The organism is Actinomadura sp. NPDC049753 (genome assembly GCF_040674655.1).
In the GTDB taxonomy this organism is placed as follows: Bacteria; Actinomycetota; Actinomycetes; order Streptosporangiales; family Streptosporangiaceae; genus Spirillospora; species Spirillospora verrucosospora.
Map to the genome: position 1 here is coordinate 15860 of NZ_JBFARL010000049.1, position 19303 is coordinate 35162.

Here is a 19303-nt window from a genome sequence, read left to right on the forward strand (position 1 = left end):
TCGTCCACGCGCGCGAACGCGCGACCTGCCCGGTGGAGCGAAGCCGGAGGCGAGCGGAACCGGGCAGATCGCGAAGCGATGCCGCGTTCGCCCAGGGCCGGTCACGTAGCGAGCCGCCAGGCGAGCGAAGTGGGCCGGGACTGTGAGAACACAGCCGCCAGGCGAGCGAAGTGGGCCGGGTCTGAATCAACACAGCGGCCACGGGACGCGGCCCTCGGGCTCGGCCCGGCCGGGGCGGGCGGTCAGCCAGCGGTGCACCACCTTGCCGGTCGCGTTGCGGGGCAGCTCGGGGATGAAGTACACGTCGCGGGGAACCGCGTAGCGGGCGACCTGGGCGTGCACGTAGGCGCGGACGGCGTCGGCGTCGAGACGGGCGCCGGGCCGCAGGACGACGTACGCGGCGAGGCGCTGCCCCCAATCGGGGTCGGGCACGCCGGTGACCGCGACCTCGCGGATCTCCGGCATCCGCATCAGGGCGTCCTCCACGTCGCCGGGGACGATGTTCTCGCCTCCGGAGACGACCATGCCGTCGTTGCGGCCGTCCACGAACAGCAGGCCGCGGTGGTCGACGTGGCCGAGGTCGCCGGTGGCGAGCATGCCGTCGCGGACCTCCATCGGCTCGCCGCCGGTGTAGCCCTCGAACAGCAGCTCGTTCGCGGCGAAGATCTGCCCGCGGGTGGAGCGGCCGAGGCGGCGGCCCTGCTCGTCGAGGATCGCCAGGGCGGTGTTGCGCGGCGGGCGGCCGGCGGTGCGCGGGTCGAGCCGCAGGTCGCGCGGGCCCGCGATGGACACCCAGGACGCCTCGGTGGTGCCGTAGACGTTGTAGAGCCGGTCGCCGAAGGCGTCCATGAACCGGGTCGCGAGGTCGCCGGGCAGCGCGGCGCCGCTCAGCGCCGCGATCCGCAGCGAGGACGTGTCGTACCGCTCGCGGACCTCGGGGGCCAGTTCGAGGATCCGCTGCAGCATGACCGGGACGGCGAACAGGGCGACGTCGCGGTGGGAGGCGACGGCCCGCAGCGTCCGCTCGGGGTCGAACCGGCGGTGCAGGACGACCGGCGCCCGCAGCGCCCAGGCCATCTGCAGCGCGGCGTAACCCCAGGTGTGGAACAGCGGAGCTTCGACGATCATGGTCTGCCGGGCGCGCAGCGGGATCCGGGACGTCATCGAGGCCAGCGGCCACAGGCCGGGCCGGGGCGGGCGGCGGGCTCCCTTCGGGCGGCCGGTGGTGCCCGAGCTCAGCATGATCGTCCGGCTCTGGATCTGCGGCGGCCCGGCGGCGGGCGCCGGCGCCGATCGGATGATCTCCTCGATGCTCGGCCCGGGGTCGGCGGGCACGGTGTCCGGGGCGGTGCGGGGCGGCGGCAGCGTCGCGGCGGGGACGGGGGCCGACAGCGGGGCGGCGGCGGGCGGCCGCCGGTCGGCCCACACCACCTTCCGGCGCAGCGCGATCGGGACGTTCGCCAGCAGCGGCGCGAACTCGGCGTCCGCGACGAGCAGGGTGGGGCGCAGCTCGCCGAGCACGGCGCGGATCTGGCCGGTTCCGAAACCGGTGTTGAGCAGCACGACCTCCGCGCCGCGCCGGGAGCACGCGACGAGGGTCAGGGCCATGCCGCGGTGGTTGCGGCACAGGACGCCGACGCGCGGGCGGGGGCCGTGCAGCGGCAGGCCGGCGGCGAGGCGGGCGGCGCGCTCGTCCAGCTCGGCGAACGTCAGCTCGCCCTCGTCGTCGATCAGGGCGGCGCGGGACGGGGAGCGGGCGGCGGCGGAGGCGACCAGTCCGGCGAGCGTCGTGCCCCAGCGCCGCAGCGTGCCGAACTGGCGGACCATCCGGCGGGGGCCGCCGGAGAACAGCAGGCCGGTGCCGAGCAGGAGGGCGGCGAGGTCGCGGATGTGCCCGATCCGCCGGCGCATCCCCGGCCGGTAAGCGGGCCTCGCGTGGGTCACCGCGCCCTCCTCCGGTGATTTCCGGTCACGTTACCCATCAGTCATGAACCGGACAAGGGCATGAGGGTCCCTCCCCGGGGCATCAGCGGGCTGAGCGGCGCGTCAGTGGTTACTGACGAGTAGCATTAAGGGTTACCAGCAAGTAGCATCGCTGACGCGGGTACTCGTGCCGCCGGCAGGGCGGCGCGAGGCTCGACACCTTCACCCGAGTCCATCGCAGGGAGGACGACCCGTGCCTCGCACCGCACGCGACGTCGTGTTCGTCGACGGCGTCCGCACGCCGTTCGGCAAGGCCGGCCCCAAGGGCCTCTACGCGCAGACCCGCGCCGACGACATGGTCGTCCGCGCGATCCGCGAGCTGATGCGCCGCAACCCGTCCCTCCCGCCCGAGCGGGTGGACGAGGTCGCCGTCGCCGCCACCACCCAGACCGGGGACCAGGGCCTGACCATCGGGCGGTCCGCCGCCGTGCTGGCCGGGCTGCCGAAGAGCGTCCCCGGCTTCGCCGTCGACCGGATGTGCGCGGGGGCCATGACCGCCGTGACCACCACCGGCGCCGGCATCGCGTTCGGCTCCTACGACGTCGCCATCGCGGGCGGCGTCGAGCACATGGGCCGGCACCCGATGGGCGAGGGCGTCGACCCGAACCCGCGGTTCCTCGCCGACAAGCTGGTCGACCCGTCCGCCCTGGTCATGGGATCGACCGCGGAGAACCTGCACGACCGGTTCCCCGGCATCACCAAGGAGCGCGCCGACGCCTACGCCGTGCGCAGCCAGCGGAAGGTCGCCGAGGCCTACGCGGCCGGGAGGATCCAGTCCGACCTGGTGCCGACCGCGGTCCGCTCCGCCGAGCGGGGCTGGGGCCTGGCCACCGAGGACGAGCCGCCGCGGCCCGGCACGACGATGGAGAGCCTCGCCGCGCTGAAGACGCCGTTCCGCGTGCACGGCAACGTCACGGCGGGCAACGCCGCCGGCCTCAACGACGGCGCCACCGCCTGCCTGCTCGCGGCCGAGGACGTCGCGCGCGAGCTCGGCCTCGCGCCGCGGATGCGGCTCGTCGACTTCGCCTTCGCCGGCGTCGAGCCGGAGGTGATGGGCGTCGGGCCGGTCCCCGCGACCGAGAAGCTCCTCGCCCGCAACGCGCTGACCATGGACGACATCGGCCTCATCGAGATCAACGAGGCCTTCGCCGTGCAGGTGCTCGCGTTCCTGGAGCACTTCAAGATCGCCGACGACGACGCGCGGGTGAACCCGTGGGGCGGCGCGATCGCCCTCGGCCACCCCCTCGCCTCGTCCGGCGTGCGGCTGATGAACCAGCTGTCCCGTCTTTTCGAGGAGCGCACGGACGTCCGGTTCGGGCTGACCACGATGTGCGTCGGCATGGGCATGGGCGGAACCGTCCTCTGGGAGAACGCGAACTGGGAGGGCGCCAAGTGAATCCCGACATCTTCAAGGACGAGGTCGTCACGCACGCGCGCGTACGCGACGTGACGCTGCCCTACGGCGCGGGCACGCTCGCGCTGATCACGCTCGACAACGGCTTCGACCACACCAAGCCCAACACGTTCGGCCCCGGCGGCCTCGCCGAGCTGAACGCCGCGCTGGACGAGGTCGCCGGGCGCGACGACATCGCGGCCGTCGGCGTCATCGGCAAGCCGTTCATCTTCGCGGTGGGCGCCGACCTCAAGGGCGTCCCGCTGGTCCGGCGGCGCGAGGACGCCGCGGCCATCGGCAGGCTCGGGCACGACGTGTTCCGCCGCCTCGGCGAGCTGGGCGTCCCCTCCTTCGCCTACTACAACGGCGCGGCGATGGGCGGCGGAGTCGAGATCGGCCTGCACTGCACCTACCGGACGATCTCGCGCGGCGTCCCGGCGTTCGCGCTGCCCGAGGCGTTCCTCGGCCTCGTCCCCGGCTGGGGCGGCACCTACCTGCTGCCGAACCTGATCGGCGCGGAGAAGGCGCTCAAGGTCGTCATCGACAACCCCCTGGCCCAGAACCGGATGCTCAGGGGCCCGCAGGCCCACGAGCTCGGCATCGCCGACGCGATCTTCGACTCGGCCGACTTCCTGGAGGAGTCCCTCGCCTGGACGGCCCGGGTGCTCAGGGGCGACATCACCGTACGGCGCCCGGAGGTCGACAAGGGCAAGGCGTGGGACGACGCCGTCGCCATGGCCCGCTGGAACGTGGAGGGCAAGCTCCACGGCGCGGCACCGTCCTACACCAGGGCGCTGGACCTGGTCGCCGCGGCCAAGGACCGCACCCGCGACGAGGGCTTCGCCGCCGAGGACGAGGCCCTGGCCGACCTCATCATGAGCGACGAGCTGCGCGCCGGGCTCTACGCGTTCGACCTCACCCAGAAGCGCGCGAAGCGGCCCGCCGGGGCGCCGGACAAGGAGCTCGCCCGCAAGGTCACCAAGGTCGGCGTCGTCGGCGCCGGGCTGATGGCGTCGCAGCTCGCCCTGCTGTTCGCGCGGCGCCTGGAGGTGCCGGTCGTGCTGACCGACCTCGACCAGGAGCGCCTGGACAAGGGCGTCGGCTACGCCCACGGCGAGATCGACAAGCTGCTCGGCAAGGGGCGGGTGTCCCCCGACAAGGCCAACCGCCTCAAGGGCCTCATCACCGGCTCGCTCACCAAGGACGCGTTCGCCGACGCCGACTTCGTCATCGAGGCCGTCTTCGAGGAGATGTCGGTCAAGCAGAAGGTGTTCGCCGAGGTCGAGGAGTACGTCTCGGCGGAGTGCGTCCTCGCGACCAACACCTCCTCGCTGTCGGTCACCGAGATGGCCTCCGGGCTCGCCCACCCCGAGCGGGTGGTCGGGTTCCACTTCTTCAACCCGGTCGCGGTGCTGCCGCTGCTGGAGATCGTCCGGGGCGAGCGGACCGACGACGCGGCCCTCGCCACCGCGTTCGCCGCGGGCAGGGCGCTGAAGAAGTCCTGCGTCCTGGTCAAGGACGCCCCGGCCTTCGTCGTCAACCGCGTCCTGCTGCGGCTGCTCGCCGAGATCGTCAGGACGGTGGACGAGGGCACGCCGATCGAGGTCGCCGAGCGCGCCGCCGCCCCGCTCGGCCTGCCGATGCCGCCGTTCGTGCTGATGGGCCTGGTCGGCCCGGCGATCGCGCTGCACGTCAACGAGACGCTGCACGCGGCGTTCCCGGACCGGTTCCCGCTGTCGGACAACCTGGCGAAGATGGTCGCGGCGGGCAAGAGCGGCGTGTACCTGCCCGACTTCACCCTCGACCCCGAGGTCGTGGAGATCTTCTCCGGCGGGTCGAGCCCCTCCACCGAGGAGCAGGTCCTCGACCGGGCACTCGCGGCCCTCGCCGACGAGATCCGGATCATGCTGGACGAGGGCGTCGTCGCGGCGCCGCAGGACATCGACCTGTGCATGATCCTCGGCGCCGGCTGGCCGTTCCATCTCGGCGGCATCACCCCGTACCTGGACAGGTCCGGCGTCGCCGAGCGCGCCGCGGGCGGCCGCTTCCTGGAGCCGGGGGTCGCCTCCCTGCCCTCCTGACCCCCGGGCCCTGGGCCCACCCGGAAGAAGGGGCGTTCCGAACCGCCTTCGGAACGCCTCTTTTCCGGCATTTCCCCTCGTCGCGGGGATGCGCGAGTTTCGGCGGATCATAACCCGCGCACATATGGGCATACGGCTGACGGTCGTATGCCGTGCACCGGACACGAGGGGGCGCCGAAATTGAACGTGCTGCGCACGAAGTCGGTCGAGCAGTCGATCAGGGACACGGAGGAGCCCGAGCACCGGCTCCGGCGCGACCTGTCGGCGTTCGACCTGACGGTGTTCGGTATCGGCGTGATCATCGGAACCGGCATCTTCGTGCTCACCGGCGAGGTCGCCAAGGACAAGGCCGGTCCGGCGGTCGCGCTGTCGTTCATCCTCGCCGCCGTCGTGTGCGGCCTCGCGGCGCTCTGCTACGCCGAGTTCGCCTCCACCGTCCCGGTCGCCGGCTCGGCCTACACCTTCTCCTACGCCACGATCGGCGAGTTCCCCGCCTGGATCATCGGCTGGGACCTCATCCTGGAGATGGCCCTCGGCGCGGCCGTGGTGTCGGTCGGCTGGTCGGGATACTTCGCCTCGCTGCTGGACGACGCGGGGGTCACGGTCCCGACGGCGATCGCGGCCCCGCCGGGCGAGGGCGGGACGGTGAACATCCCCGCCATCGGCCTCGTGCTGGCGGTGACCGCGCTGCTCGTCCTCGGCGTCAAGATCTCCTCGCGGGTGAACGCGGTGGTCGTCTCGATCAAGGTGGCCATCGTGCTGCTGGTGATCTTCGCCGGGCTGTTCTTCGTCAAGGGCGCCAACTACCACCCCTTCATCCCGCCGTCCAAGCCGACGCCGAGCGTGGAGGGCCTCAAGGCGCCGCTGATCCAGGTCATGACCGGCCACGCCCCGGTCAGCTACGGCTGGCTCGGCATCTTCTCGGCCGTCGCCATCGTGTTCTTCGCCTACATCGGCTTCGACATCGTCGCGACCGCGGCGGAGGAGGCGCGGCGCCCGCAGCGGGACCTGCCGATCGGGCTCATCGGCTCCCTCGTCATCACCGCCGTCCTGTACGCGGCCGTGGCGAGCGTCGTCGTCGGCATGCAGAAGTACACGGAGCTGAGCGTCGCCGCGCCGCTCGCGGACGCGTTCAAGGCCGTCGGCCATCCCGTCTTCGCCACGATCATCAGCATCGGCGCGGTCGTCGGGCTCACCACCGTCGTCCTCATCCTGCTCCTCGGGCAGAGCCGCATCTTCTTCGCGATGGGCCGCGACGGCCTGATGCCGCCCTGGCTCTCGGCCGTCCACCCGCGCTTCGGCACCCCCTACCGCGCGACCATCATCATGGGCGTGATCGTCGCGGTGCTCGCCGGGTTCATCCCGCTCGCCGAGCTGGCCGAACTGGTCAACATCGGGACGCTGTTCGCGTTCCTCGTCGTCTCGGTCGCCGTGGTGATCCTGCGCCGCACCCGCCCCGACCTGCCCCGCGCGTTCCGCACGCCCTGGGTGCCGGTCGTCCCGGTCCTGTCCGTGCTGGCCTGCCTGTTCGTGATGATCAACCTGCCGGTGGAGACCTGGCTGCGGTTCGTCGCCTGGATGGTCATCGGCGGTGTCGTCTACGCCGCCTACGGGTACCGCAACAGCAGGGTCGGCCGCCGGGCGGAGCAGATCTCCTCCGATTCCTGACACCGGCCCCGCCGTGACGGGACTCACGGTGTCCTTTCGACCGACAGGTGTGCACAATGGCGCGCATGGCATCTCCAGCGCGCGTCGCGGTGATCGGGTCGGGCCCGGCGGGGATCTACGCCGCCGAGGCCCTGGTGAAACAGGCCGGCGGCGACGTGCGCGTGGACGTCTTCGACCGGCTCCCGACGCCGTACGGGCTGGTGCGCTACGGCGTCGCGCCCGACCACACCTCGATCAAGTCGATCGCCCGGTACCTGCAGCGGGTGCTGGAGGACCCGGCCGTCCGGTTCTTCGGGTGCGTCGAGCTGGGCCGCGACCTCACCCGCGACGACCTGCTCGGATGCTACGACGCCGTCGTCTACTCCACCGGCGCGATGGTCGACCGGCACATGCGGATCCCCGGCGAGGACCTGCCCGGCAGCATCGCCGCCACCGACTTCGTCAACTGGTACTGCGGGCATCCCGACGCCGCCGACCACGAGTTCGACCTGTCGGTCGAGGAGGTCGCGGTCATCGGCGTCGGGAACGTCGCCGTGGACGTCGTGCGGATCCTCGCCAAGACGGCCGCCGAACTGCGCGCCACCGACGTGCCCGAGCAGGTGATCGAGGCGCTGTCGCGCAGCCGGGTCCGGCGCGTCCACATGATCGGGCGGCGCGGGCCGGCGCAGGCGAAGTTCACCACGAAGGAGGCGCGCGAGCTGGGCGAGCTGCCCAGCGCGAGCATCCACGTCAGCCCGCGGGACATGGAGCTCGACCCGGCGAGCGCGGAGCTGGCCGAGAACGACCGGCACGTCCGCGGCAACATCAAGGTGCTGGCGGCCTGGACGGGCGAGCCCGCCCCCGACCGCGCCCGCCACATCGACGTGCGGTTCTGGCGCGCCCCGGTCGAGATCCTCGGCGCCGACCGCGTCGAGGGCCTCAAGCTGGAGAGGACCCGGCTGGACGAGTCGGGCCGCGTCGCCGGCACCGGCGAGTTCGAGACCCTGCCGGTCGGCATGGTGCTGCGCTCCGTCGGCTACCAGAGCGTCCCGCTGGAGGGCGTCCCGTTCGACGAGCGCTCCTTCGTCGTCCCGAACGAGGGCGGCCGCATCGTCGGCCCGGACGGCGCCTTCGTGCCCCGCGAGTACGTCGCCGGCTGGATCAAGCGCGGGCCGTCCGGCGTCGTCGGGACCAACAAGTCCGACGCCGCCGAGACCGTCCGCAACCTGCTGGAGGACCTCGCGGACGCCGGGACGGCGCCCGAGCGCACCATCGAGGAGCTGCTGGAGTCGCGCGGGCTGCCCGTCGTCACCTACGACGACTGGCTCAACCTGGACGCCGCCGAGATCGCCCTCGCCCGCGCCCTCGACCGCGGGGAGCGCGTCAAGCTCGCCCGCTGGGAGGCGATGCGGTCCGCCTGCCGGGGTTCCTCGTGATCCTTCCGAAGTCCCCGGCGGGAAACTAGTGACGCAAAGGTGACCCGGACGCTACGGTGCGCGTGTGACCGGCGGTCCTGAACTGCACGGGTTCCCCCCACCCGAGACGGTCCCCGACCTCAGGTGGCTAGGACCCGACTACGTCTCCGTACTGGTGTACGACCTGACGCGGGGTCTCCTGCGCCAGGATCCGCGCACGTCCGTCATGGGCGTGCGGTGCGAGGGCGCGCCCCGGCTGGCGCCCTCGGTCGACCCGGCGGGGGTCATCCGCGCGCACGACGCCTGCTTCCCGCTCCAGGTCTACGTCCAGGACGGCGTGGGGCGCCCCTGGTGCCTGCGCGGGCGATGGACGTACTTCGGACGCGACCTCGGCACGTCCGCCGCGTCCATCACCCACGCGTGGCGGCTGCTGTCCGCGGAGGGCGGCTAGGAACGCTCCTGCGAGGCGGCGGGCTCGTCGGCGTCGGCGGTGAGGCGGGCCACCGACTCGGTGACGTCGCGCGCCAGCGCCTGCGGCGTGAGGCCGATGTCGGCGAGGATCTGGCTCCGGGACGCGTGGTCGAGGAACTCCTGCGGGATGCCGAAGGTGCGCAGGGGCGCGTCGACGCCGGCGTCGCGCAGCAGCCGGGCCACGGCGTCGCCGACGGCGCCGGTGCGGCCGTTGTCCTCGGCGACGGCGACGAGCGTGTGCTCGCGGGCGAGGTCGAGCAGCGCCGGGTCGAGCGGCTTCACCCAGCGGGGGTCGACGACGGTGACGCCGATGCCCTGCGCGGCGATCAGCTCCGCCGCCTCGACCGCGGTCGCCGCCATCGAACCGGCCGCGACCATGAGGACGCGGGTGCCGTTGGAGCCGTCGTGGCGGGCCAGCACGTCCATGCCGCCGGCCTTGCCGACCGCCTCGATGTCGGCGGCGGCCGGGCCCTTGGGGTAGCGGATCGCGGTCGGGCCGTCGGAGACCGCCACGCACTCGCGCAGCAGCTCGCGGAGCCGGGCGCCGTCGCGCGGGACGGCGATGCGCATGCCCGGGACGAGCTGCAGGATCGACATGTCCCACATGCCGTTGTGGCTGGCGCCGTCGTCGCCGGTCACGCCGGAGCGGTCCAGGGCGAAGGTGACGGGCTGGCGGTGCAGCGCCGTGTCCATCAGGACCTGGTCGAAGGCGCGGTTGAGGAACGTGGCGTACACGGCCACGACCGGGTGCAGGCCGCCCATCGCGAGCCCGGTGGCGGAGGTGACGGCGTGCTGCTCGGCGATGCCCACGTCGAAGATGCGGTCGGGGAACGCCTCGGCGAACGGCGCGAGCCCGACCGGGTAGAGCATCGCGGCGGTGATGCCGACGACGTCGCGGCGCTCCCGCCCGATCGCCACCATCTCCTCGCCGAAGATCTTCGTCCAGGCGGGGCCGCCCTTGCCGGTGACGAACTTGCCGGTGGCGGGGTCGAACGCGCCGCCGCCGTGCATGCAGTCCTCGGTGTCGTTCTCGGCGGGGGCGTAGCCGCGGCCCTTGGTGGTGATGCAGTGCACGATCACCGGGCGGCCGAACCCACGGGCGCGGCGCAGCGCCCGCTCCACGGCGTCCTCGTCGTGGCCGTCGATCGGGCCGACGTACTTCATGCCGAGGTCCTCGAACATGGCCTGCGGCTGCAGGACGTCCTTGAGGCCCTTCTTGATGCCGTGCAGCGCCTCGTAGGCGACGTTGCCGACCACGGGCGCCCGCGGCACCGTCTTCTTGATCAGGTCGAGCGCGTTCTCGTAGCCCTGGGTGACGCGCAGGTCGGCCAGGTGCGAGGCGAGGCCGCCGATGGTCGGCGAGTAGGACCGGCCGTTGTCGTTGACGACGATGATGACGGGGCGGTCGACGCCGGCGGCGATGTTGTTCAGCGCCTCCCAGCACATGCCGCCGGTCAGCGCGCCGTCACCGACGACCGCGACGACGGCGCGGTCGTCCTCGCCGCGCAGCTGGAAGGCCTTGGCGAACCCGTCGGCGTAGGACAGGGCGGTCGAGGCGTGCGAGTTCTCGATGATGTCGTGCTCGGACTCGGCGCGGCTCGGGTAGCCCGACAGGCCGCCGCGCTTGCGCAGCAGCTCGAAGTCGTGCCGGCCGGTGAGCATCTTGTGCACGTAGGCCTGGTGGCCCGTGTCGAAGAGGATCTTGTCGTGCGGCGAGTCGAAGACGCGGTGCAGCGCGATCGTCAGCTCGACCGCGCCCAGGTTGGGCCCCAGGTGCCCCCCGGTCTTGGAGACCGCCTGGACGAGGAACTCGCGGATCTCCTCCGCGAGCCGAGACAGCTGAGCGGCGTCCAGTCGCTTGAGGTCGTCAGGACCCGTGATCGACTCCAGCAAGCTCACTCGTTTCAACTCCTCCGTCGGGGATTCGGTCTCCCCTGGCTCGGGCCGTTCCGAGTTTAATCCCGGTTCGCCCGCGACGCGCCGCAGACCACCCGCCCGGGGGGTGTGAAAAGACTGACCCCGGTGCGAGGGATGAGGTAGGAAAAGAGCATGGGCGTCGAAGAGATTGTGCTGCTCAACGCGGACGACGAGGCCGTCGGAACCGCGCCCAAGAGCGCCAGCCACCATAGAGACACGCCGTACCACCTGGCCTTCTCCTGCTATGTGACGGACACGGAGGGTCGTGTGCTGATCACTCAGCGCGCCCTCGGAAAGCGCACCTTCCCCGGTGTCTGGACGGGCAGCTGCTGCGGCCACCCGGGCCCCGGCGAGAAGCTGCGCGACGCCGTGCTCCGGCGATTGCAGGACGAGCTGGACATCCAGGACGCAACGCTGACCCCCGTCCTGCCGCGGTTCCAGTACCGGGCCGTGGCCGACGACGGGACGGTCGAGCACGAGCGCTGCCCGGTCGTGCGCGCCGTCGTCCCCGCGGGCGCGGCCGTCCACCCGAATCCCGAGGAGGTGGAGCGCGCCGAGTGGTGGACGTGGGAGCGGTGCCTGGAACTGACCGGAAAGCCCGAGTCCTCCCCCTGGTACCGGCTCCAGCTGGCCGAACTGGCGCCGCTCGGCACGCCGCTCGACTGGCCGGACGCGGGCCGCGCCGGCCTGCCGCCCGCCCTCGGCTGGTAGCCGCGGGCGGCCGCGTCCCCGGCCGCGTCCCCGGCCGCGCCCGCCGGGGCGCGGGCCGGGCCGGTGTGGCGCGCATCACTGAAAGATCACTATTCGGCGTCCGGTGTTGACCGTCCGTCCGTCCAAGCAGACGCTTGTTTTTCGGTGCAACCGAAGGGACGGACGATGCGAGTACGTGCTCCCCGGCGCCGCTGGACGGCGGTCGCTGCCGTGACCATGACGGCCGCCCTCGCCGTGTCGGCCTGCGGCGGCAGCGACGGCAAGGGCTCCGACGACACATCCCAGGTCGAGGTCTTCTCCTGGTGGACCGGTCCGGGCGAGGCGGACGGGCTCGCCGCGATGAAGGCCGACTTCGAGAAGAAGAACACCGGCACCAAGTTCGTCAACGCGGCCATCGCCGGCGGGTCCGGCACCCAGGCCCAGGCCGTGCTGGCGAGCCGGCTGCAGAACCGCAAGCCGCCGGACTCCTTCCAGGGCCACGCGGGCGCCGAACTGCTCGACTACATCAAGGCCGGGCAGATCGAGCCGCTGGACTCCTTCTACGAAGAGAACAACCTGAAGTCGGTCTACCCGCAGCAGCTCCTCGACCAGATCAGCTACAAGGGGAAGATCTACTCGGTGCCGGTGAACATCCACCGGTCGAACATGCTCTGGTACAACCCGGGCATCCTCAAGGACGCCGGGATCTCGGGGCCGCCCACGACGATCGCCGAGTTCATCACCGCGCTGAAGGCCGTCAAGGACAAGACCAAGAAGGTCCCGCTGTCGCTCGGCGCGCAGTGGACGGCCGACCACCTGCTGGAGAACGTCCTGCTGGGCGACCTCGGCACCGACGCCTACAACGCGCTGTGGAAGCCGGGCGCCGACTGGGGCAGCCCGGCCGTCACCAAGGCGCTGACCGACTACGCCGAGATCATGAAGTACACGACGCTGGAGGCCGCGTCCACGGACTGGCAGGGCGCCGCGAAGGCCGTCGTGGACGGCAAGGCCGCGTTCAACATCATGGGCGACTGGGCGTACGGGTACTTCGTCGGAAGCGCCCCCAACGGGCTCGGCAAGAAGCTCGACACCGACTTCAAGTACGCGGCCTCCCCCGGCACCGACGGCACCTACCTGTGGCTGTCGGACAGCTTCACCCTGCCCAAGGGCGCGCCTCACCGCGGCGGCGCCCTCGCGTGGCTGAAGGAGGTGTCCAGCAAGGAGGGGCAGGACCTGTTCAACCCGAAGAAGGGATCCGTCCCCGCCCGCAAGGACGCCGACAAGAGCCTCTACAAGGGCTACCTCCAGTACGCGTTCGAGCAGTGGAACAAGCCCGGCATCAAGCTGGCGGGCTCGTTCTGGCACGGCGTCAACGCCAGTAAGAAGCAGCACACCGACATCGACACGGCAGTGGGCCTCTTCTTGCAGAACAAGGACGTCGCCAAGCTGCAGCAGGGGCTGGTGAGCGCGGCAAAGAACAGCGGCCAGTGAGGCCCTCCGGCTCCCGATGGGCCCGTAGCCGCAGGTGGCTGCCCGGGCTGCTGCTGGTCTCGCCGTCCATCGTCGCGATCGGCCTGTTCGTCTACGGGCTCATCTTCTGGAACACCCGGGTCGCGGTGAGCGGCAAGCACGACGAGGTCACCGAGTACGGGTTCGACAAGGGAAGGAACTTCGTCGACCTGTGGGACCAGCCCAGCTGGCCCGGCGCGGTGAAGCACGCGCTGCTGTTCACGGCGGTCTTCGTCGTCGGCGCCCTGGTGCTCGGCGCGTTCCTGGCGTTCCTGATGGACAAGGGCATCAGGGGCGAGGCGTCCTTCCGCGTCGTCTACCTGTTCCCCATGGCGGTGTCGTTCATCGCCAGCGGCGTCGTGTGGCGCTGGCTGATGAACCCGGCGCCGCCGGAGCGCGCGGTCGGCTTGAACCAGCTGTTCGGCAAGCTGCACCTCGGCGCGCTGGCGAACAGCTGGTGGCAGGACCCGGACTGGGGCATGGCGGCCATGGCGCTGCCCGCGATCTGGCAGATGTCCGGGTACGTCATGGCGCTGTACCTCGCCGGCTTCCGCGGCGTCCCCGGCGAGCTGCGCGAGGCGGCGCGGGTGGACGGCGCGTCCGAGTGGAAGGTGTACCGGTACGTGGTGTTCCCGCAGCTCCGCCCGGTGACGCTGTCCGCGCTGATCATCCTCGGGCACATCTCGCTGAAGGTGTTCGACCTGATCATGGCGATCGCGGGCAAGCAGATCATCACCTATGTGCCGGCCGTGGCCGCCTATGTCGAGATCTTCGACCGGCACGACCCGGCGAACGGCGCCACGATCGCCACCTACCTGCTGGTCGCGGTGGCCGTGCTGGTGATCCCCTACCTGGTCTGGTCGGTGCGGACGGAGCGGACGCGATGACGGGCGTGGAGGCGTCCCCGGCGCCGGTGCGGCGCCGGCGGGCGGGCGGGCGGCGCGGCGCGGCGGCGGAGCCGGGGAGGTCGTCCGGCGCCTGGCAGGCCGTCAAGCTGGTCGTCCTGCTGGCGTTCGTCCTGCTCTTCCTGATCCCCGTGTACGTGCTGGTGGTCACGAGCTTCAAGCCGCTGGACGAGGCGGACCCGAGCAGCGCGTGGAACCTGCCGGGCCAGTGGAGCACGTCCGGCTGGAGCTCGGCGTGGGACGCGCTGCGGCCCGGCCTGGTGAACAGCGTCAAGATCGCCGTCTCGGGGTCGCTGATCTCGGCGGTGCTCGGCTCGCTGAACGGCTACGTGGTGTCCAAATGGCGGTTCCCGGGCGCGGACGTCGTCTTCACCCTTTTCCTGTTCGGCATGTTCATCCCGTACCAGGCGGTGATGATCCCGCTGGCGGGCCTGCTCACCGACATGGAACTGGTGGGCACGATCCGCGGCCTCGTCCTCGCGCACGTCGTGTACGGCATCCCGATCTGCACGCTGATCTTCCGGAACTACTACGTGACGATCCCGGACGAGCTGATCGAGGCGGCCCGCGTCGACGGCGCCGGGATGCTCCGCACCTACTGGTCGGTCGTCCTGCCCGTGTCGGCGCCGGCGTTCGCGGTGACGCTGATCTGGCAGTTCACCTCGATGTGGAACGACTTCCTGTTCGCGGTGTTCCTCGGCGCCCCCGACAGCTGGCCGGTGACGGTGATGCTGAACAACACGGCCGGCTCGGGGGCCGTGGCCGTCCAGTACAACCAGCAGATGGCGGAGGCGCTCCTCGCGTCCCTGCCGACCCTTCTGGTCTACCTGCTCCTCGGACGGTTCTTCATGCGCGGCCTCATGGCGGGGGCGTTGAAGGGCTGAGAATTCCACCGGCACGTCAACCGCTTATCGACCTCAAGCGTCACATGGGTGATCAACCACCTCATGGGCCCGAAAGGCCCATGACGGACAAGGACCCTTTCGCCTTGTGCGTTGGCAATTCCTGCGGGATGCGCCTAGCCTCTCGGGCATCGTCGTACGGCACCCGGCGTCCGCCGCCGGGCGTCCCGGCGATCCCGGGGGCGAACGGACCGGGCGGACAACGGAGGTGACCGCGTGCAGGCGATGAGTGTTCAGCAGCCCTGGGCGTTCGCGATCGCGCGTGGTGGCAAGAGCGTGGCGAACCAGAGCTTCCCGACCGCCTACCGCGGTCCGCTCCTCATCCACGCCTCGATGCGCGTCGACCTGAAGGCGTGCGACTCCCCGCTGGTCCAGGCGGCCGGCTGGGACCCCCGCGACCCGCTCGCCACGATCGGCGCCGTCATCGCGGTCGCCGAACTCGACGACGTCTGCTCCGCCGCGGTCCGCGGCGCCTCCTGCGACTGCGGCCCCTGGGCCGACTCGGCCTCCCACCACTGGCTCCTGTCCGGCATCCGGGCCCTCCCCCGCCCCATCGTCGCCCTGGGCCGCACCGACCTGTGGCAGCCCACCCCCAGCCTCCTCAAAGAGGTCGAGACGATGTTCGCGGCCGCCGCCCTCCACAACGCCACCTGAGCGCGGGAAGGATCCTCAGGAGGCTCTGAGGGCTTCGGCGGCTTCGCGGAGGCGGGCGAACTCGGCGGCGATGCGGTCGAGGGGCCAGCTCGCGTTGAGGCCGCTCGGGTTGGGCAGGACCCACAGGCGCGCGGGGCCGAAGTCCTCGTCCTGCGGGCCGATCCGCGTCCGGGGGCGGCCGAAGGCGGTGCGGTAGGCGGTGACGCCCGCGACGGCCAGGCAGGCCGGGCGGTGGCGTTCGACGAGGGCGGCCAGGCGGCGCCCGCCCTCGCGGAGCTCGGCGTCGGTCAGCTCGTCGGCGCGGGCGGTGGTGCGCGGCGCCAGGTTGGTGATGCCGAGGCCGTAGCCGGGCAGGAGGACCTGCTCGGACGGGTGCAGCCGCCGGTCGGTGAAGCCGGACAGGTGCAGCGCGGGCCAGAAGCGGTTGCCGGGACGGGCGAAGTGGCGGCCGGTCGCCCCCGAGTACAGGCCCGGGTTGATGCCGCAGAACAGGACGCGGAGCGTCCCGGGGACCTCGGGCAGGACGTCGGGGATGACGCGGTCGCGGGCGGCCTCCAGGTCGGCCTTGGTGGGGCGCATCAGATCAGGTTACGGACGATGAGCACCACCGCGGACGTCCCGACGACGGCGAGGAGCGCGAGGCGCAGGCGCCCGGCGTCCAGGTAGCGGCGCAGCGGGCCGGCGGCGAGGAACCCGGCGAACACGAACGGGACCAGCTCCGCGCCCGCGACGACCTGCCGGGCCGGGAGGCGTCCGGCGGCGGCGAGGGTGAGGAGCGACAGCAGGGCGCCGGCGATGAAGAAGACCGCCAGGGTCGCGCGGACGCGGGGGCCGCTCTCGCGCTGGTAGAGCAGCGCGATCGGCGGGCCGCCGATGCCGGACGCGGTGCCGGTCGTGCCGGAGATGACGCCGGCGGTGGTGAGCGTGCGGCGGTTGCGCGGCAGGTCCGCGGTCCAGGCGGTCAGGACGAGCGCGGCGAGGACGACCACGCCGATCACGACGCCGAGGACGCGGTCCGGGGCGGCCGCCACCAGCCACACGCCGGCCGGCGTGCCGGCGAGGCGGCCGGCGAACGCCCAGCCGAGCCCGCGCAGGTCCGCGTGCCGCAGTTCCTGGGCGAGCGTCGCGAACGGCAGGACGAGCGCGATGACGAGGATCGCGCCCGGCATCAGGGACGGGTACAGCATCGTCACGATCGGCGTCGCGACCAGCCCGACGCCGAGGCCGACGCTGCCCTGCACGATCGCGCCGGCCAGCGCGGCAAGGCCCCCGATCAGGACGAAATCGACAGGTGGCACGCCGAGTGAGCCTACCGCCCGGTCAGACGGCGACCATGATCAGGCGGACGCCGCGGTCAGGCGGTCGAGCTGGTCGGCGGTGAGCGTCGTGCGGGCGGCCTCCACGAGCGGCGGGAGCTGTTCCAGGGTGCGGGCGCTCGCGATGGGCGCGGCGACGGTCGGCCGGGCGGCGAGCCAGGCGAGGGCGACGGTCGCGACCGGGACGTCCTGCTCCTCGGCGACGATGTCCAGCGCCGCCAGGACGGCGCGCCCGCGCTCGGTCTCCAGGTGCCGCGCCGCGCCCCCGGCGCGCGCGCTGTCCACCGTGGACCCGGGACGGTACTTCCCGGTGAGGAAGCCGGACGCGAGCCCGTAGTACGGGACGGCGGCGAGCCCGTACTTCTCGGCCAGGTCGCGGCGCGGTCCCTCGTAGGAGCCGCGGGAGACGAGGTTGTACTCCGGCTGGATGGCGACGTAGCGGGCCGTCCCCTCGCGTTCGCCGAACTCCAGGGAGGCCTGGAGCCGGTCCAGCTCGATGTTCGACACCCCGATCTGGCGGATCTTGCCGGCGGCGACCAGCCCGTCCAGCGCCGTCATGATCTCCTCGACGGGCACCGACGGGTCGTCGAAGTGGGTGAAGTACAGGTCGATGCGGTCGGTGCGCAGCCGCCGCAGCGAGTCGTCCACGGCCGACCTCAGCGTCGCCGCGGCGAGCCCCCGGTGCTCGGGGTGCCTGCCGCCCTTGGTCGCGATCACGAGGTCGTCGCGGTTGCCGCGCGACTCCGCCCACTCCCCGATGATCGATTCGGACTCGCCGCCGCGGTTGCCCTCCACCCACGCCGAGTAGGAGTCGGCGGTGTCGAGGAAGTTGCCGCCGGCCGCCGCGTAGGCGTCCAGGATCTCGAACGAGCGCTCCCGGTCCGCCGTCCAGCCGAAGACGTTGCCGCCCAGGCAGAGCGGGAAGACGTCCAGTTCACCGATCTTGTGCATGGCTTCCTTGTCGTCGATCGCGGCAGGGGTTGCAGGGACCACTACCCCGTGCCGGCCGCGCTAGCCGCGACCTGGGCGGCGAGCCCGCGGGCGAGCGCGTCGGCCTCGGTCTCCGAGAGCGGGGCGTGCCCGACGAGGATGCGGTACCAGAGCACCCCGTAGGCCTGGTCGACGACGAGGTCGAGGTCGGTCGCGGTGGAGACCTCGCCGCGGTCGCGGGCCCGCTCCAGCAGCCCGCGCAGCACCGCGCGCCGTCCGGCGATGAAGGCGCGCATGTGGTCGCGGGCGTGGGGGTCGCGCTGCGCCTCGGCCATCGCGTGCCGCAGGACCGACACCGTGCGCTCGTGCCCCACGGCCCGGAACGTCGCGCGGAGGAACGCCCTGAGGTCGCCGTGAAGCGAGCCGGTGTCCGGGACGGGGATGTCCTCTCCGGCGCGCTCGGCCACCGCCTCCAGCAGCACGGCGCCCTTGGACGGCCACCAGCGGTAGATCGTCTGCTTCCCGACGCCGGCCGCCGCCGCGATCGTGTCGATCGTCACGGGGGTGTCGCCGGTGCCGCCGAGCAGCTCGACGGCGACGTCCAGGATCGCCCGGCGGGCGGCCTCGTTGCGTCGCCGGCCCGTGTGCGGTCGGCGGGTCTCACCAGTCATGGGCAGAGCATATCCGTTTGACGAGACCGCATGTCTCGGCAAACAATTGCCAAGACGAACAGTCTCGACAATGAAAGGCCACGCATCATGACGCTCAACGGGCAGCGGGTCCTCGTCTGCGGCGGCACCTCCGGGATCGGCGCGGCCACCGCCCGGCTCTTCGCCGGCCAGGGCGCCGACGCCGTGGTCACCGGACGCGACGCCGAGCGCCTCGCCAGGGCGGCGGCGGACGGCCTCACCGCGCGCCGGCTGGACGCGGCCTCGGCCGAGGAGGTCGCCGCGTTCTTCGCCGAGGACACGGTCTACGACCACCTCGTCCTCGCGCTGAGCGGCGGAGCGGGCGCGGGCCCGATCGCCGCCCTCGACCCGGCCGATCTGCGCGCCGGCTTCGAGGCCAAGTTCTGGCCGCACCTGCGGCTCGTCCAGGCCGCGCTCCCCCGGATGGCGGCGGGCGGCTCGGTCACGTTCGTCACCGCGTCGTCGGCGCGGGCCGCGCTGCCCGGCACGGCCGGCCTCGCGGCGATCAACGGCGCGCTGGAGGCGATGGTGCGGCCCCTCGCCGCCGAACTGGCGCCGCTGCGCGTCAACGCCGTCTCCCCGGGCGTCATCGACACCCCGTGGTGGGACGGAATGCCCGCCGAGCAGCGCGCCGCCCTGTTCGCCGAGCACGCCGCCGCCCTGCCGGTCGGGCGCGTCGGGCGTCCCGAGGACGTGGCGCAGGCGATCCTGCTGACCGCGACGAACGGGTTCGTCACCGGCAGCGTCGTCGAGTGCAACGGCGGCCTGACCCTGCCCACCGGCCGCTGAACGCACGGAACG

General features: G+C 72.3%; 17 protein-coding genes. 11 read left to right on the forward strand and 6 right to left on the reverse strand.

All coding sequences use genetic code 11. The features are described 5' to 3' along the window. Positions 1-186 precede the first annotated feature (186 nt). Positions 187-1944, reverse strand: coding sequence for an AMP-binding protein (locus AB0K37_RS15645; protein WP_363980673.1), 1758 nt, complete (start codon positions 1942-1944; stop codon positions 187-189). 232 nt (positions 1945-2176) lie between these two features. Here AB0K37_RS15645 and AB0K37_RS15650 point away from each other — a divergent pair, with 232 nt between their 5' ends. The 5 genes from AB0K37_RS15650 to AB0K37_RS15670 all read left to right on the forward strand — a co-directional run bounded on the left by AB0K37_RS15650 (position 2177) and on the right by AB0K37_RS15670 (position 8970). Further along, entirely contained in the window at positions 2177-3379 is a 1203-nt protein-coding gene (locus AB0K37_RS15650) for a thiolase family protein (RefSeq protein WP_363980676.1), read from the forward strand. Next, on the forward strand, positions 3376-5457 hold the full coding sequence (locus AB0K37_RS15655) for a 3-hydroxyacyl-CoA dehydrogenase NAD-binding domain-containing protein (protein WP_363980679.1): 2082 nt from the start codon (positions 3376-3378) through the stop codon (positions 5455-5457). The genes AB0K37_RS15650 and AB0K37_RS15655 overlap by 4 nt, the downstream gene beginning before the upstream one ends. A 180-nt stretch (positions 5458-5637) precedes the next feature. Further along, the gene (locus tag AB0K37_RS15660) at positions 5638-7125 is read left to right on the forward strand and encodes an amino acid permease (RefSeq protein WP_363980682.1); all 1488 of its coding nucleotides are present in this window, start codon (positions 5638-5640) and stop codon (positions 7123-7125) included. A 65-nt stretch (positions 7126-7190) separates the two neighbouring features. After that, positions 7191-8540, forward strand: a complete 1350-nt coding sequence (locus AB0K37_RS15665; RefSeq protein ID WP_363980685.1) for an FAD-dependent oxidoreductase — start codon at positions 7191-7193, stop codon at positions 8538-8540. A gap of 64 nt (positions 8541-8604) precedes the next feature. Beyond that, complete coding sequence (locus tag AB0K37_RS15670; protein WP_363980688.1) at positions 8605-8970, forward strand: hypothetical protein; 366 nt, start codon at positions 8605-8607, stop codon at positions 8968-8970. On the opposite strand, the gene dxs is transcribed toward AB0K37_RS15670, so the two are convergent. Beyond that, positions 8967-10889 (reverse strand): 1-deoxy-D-xylulose-5-phosphate synthase, encoded by a 1923-nt coding sequence (dxs, locus tag AB0K37_RS15675; protein ID WP_363980691.1) that lies wholly within the window; start codon positions 10887-10889, stop codon positions 8967-8969. The two genes, AB0K37_RS15670 and dxs, sit on opposite strands and share 4 nt — an antisense overlap. Before the next feature lie 150 nt (positions 10890-11039). On the opposite strand from dxs, the gene idi reads away from it, so the two are divergent. The 5 genes from idi to AB0K37_RS15700 all read left to right on the forward strand — a co-directional run bounded on the left by idi (position 11040) and on the right by AB0K37_RS15700 (position 15567). Continuing rightward, entirely contained in the window at positions 11040-11618 is a 579-nt protein-coding gene (gene idi / locus AB0K37_RS15680; protein ID WP_363980694.1) for an isopentenyl-diphosphate Delta-isomerase, read from the forward strand. Positions 11619-11783: 165 nt separating this feature from the next. Then, entirely contained in the window at positions 11784-13088 is a 1305-nt protein-coding gene (locus AB0K37_RS15685; RefSeq protein WP_363980697.1) for an ABC transporter substrate-binding protein, read from the forward strand. Continuing rightward, positions 13085-13993, forward strand: coding sequence for a sugar ABC transporter permease (locus AB0K37_RS15690; protein WP_363980700.1), 909 nt, complete (start codon positions 13085-13087; stop codon positions 13991-13993). Before AB0K37_RS15685 ends, AB0K37_RS15690 begins: the two co-directional genes overlap by 4 nt. Continuing rightward, positions 13990-14895: a carbohydrate ABC transporter permease gene (locus tag AB0K37_RS15695; RefSeq protein ID WP_363980703.1), complete on the forward strand. Its 906-nt coding sequence runs from the start codon at positions 13990-13992 to the stop codon at positions 14893-14895. Before AB0K37_RS15690 ends, AB0K37_RS15695 begins: the two co-directional genes overlap by 4 nt. 243 nt (positions 14896-15138) lie before the next feature. Further along, the gene (locus AB0K37_RS15700) at positions 15139-15567 is read left to right on the forward strand and encodes a hypothetical protein (protein ID WP_363980706.1); all 429 of its coding nucleotides are present in this window, start codon (positions 15139-15141) and stop codon (positions 15565-15567) included. A 15-nt stretch (positions 15568-15582) separates the two neighbouring features. Here the strand turns inward: AB0K37_RS15700 and mug are convergent, their stop codons facing one another. Genes mug through AB0K37_RS15720 form a run of 4 tightly spaced genes read right to left on the reverse strand, consistent with a single transcriptional unit; the run spans position 15583 to position 18484 of the window. Beyond that, entirely contained in the window at positions 15583-16146 is a 564-nt protein-coding gene (gene mug, locus AB0K37_RS15705; protein WP_363980708.1) for a G/U mismatch-specific DNA glycosylase, read from the reverse strand. Further along, entirely contained in the window at positions 16146-16865 is a 720-nt protein-coding gene (locus AB0K37_RS15710) for a sulfite exporter TauE/SafE family protein (RefSeq protein WP_363980711.1), read from the reverse strand. Before AB0K37_RS15710 ends, mug begins: the two co-directional genes overlap by 1 nt. 39 nt (positions 16866-16904) lie before the next feature. Continuing rightward, on the reverse strand, positions 16905-17834 hold the full coding sequence (locus tag AB0K37_RS15715) for an aldo/keto reductase (RefSeq protein WP_363980714.1): 930 nt from the start codon (positions 17832-17834) through the stop codon (positions 16905-16907). A 41-nt stretch (positions 17835-17875) separates the two neighbouring features. Further along, entirely contained in the window at positions 17876-18484 is a 609-nt protein-coding gene (locus AB0K37_RS15720) for a TetR/AcrR family transcriptional regulator (protein WP_363980717.1), read from the reverse strand. Positions 18485-18571: 87 nt separating this feature from the next. On the opposite strand from AB0K37_RS15720, the gene AB0K37_RS15725 reads away from it, so the two are divergent. Then, complete coding sequence (locus tag AB0K37_RS15725; RefSeq protein WP_363980720.1) at positions 18572-19291, forward strand: SDR family oxidoreductase; 720 nt, start codon at positions 18572-18574, stop codon at positions 19289-19291. Positions 19292-19303: the final 12 nt, after the last annotated feature.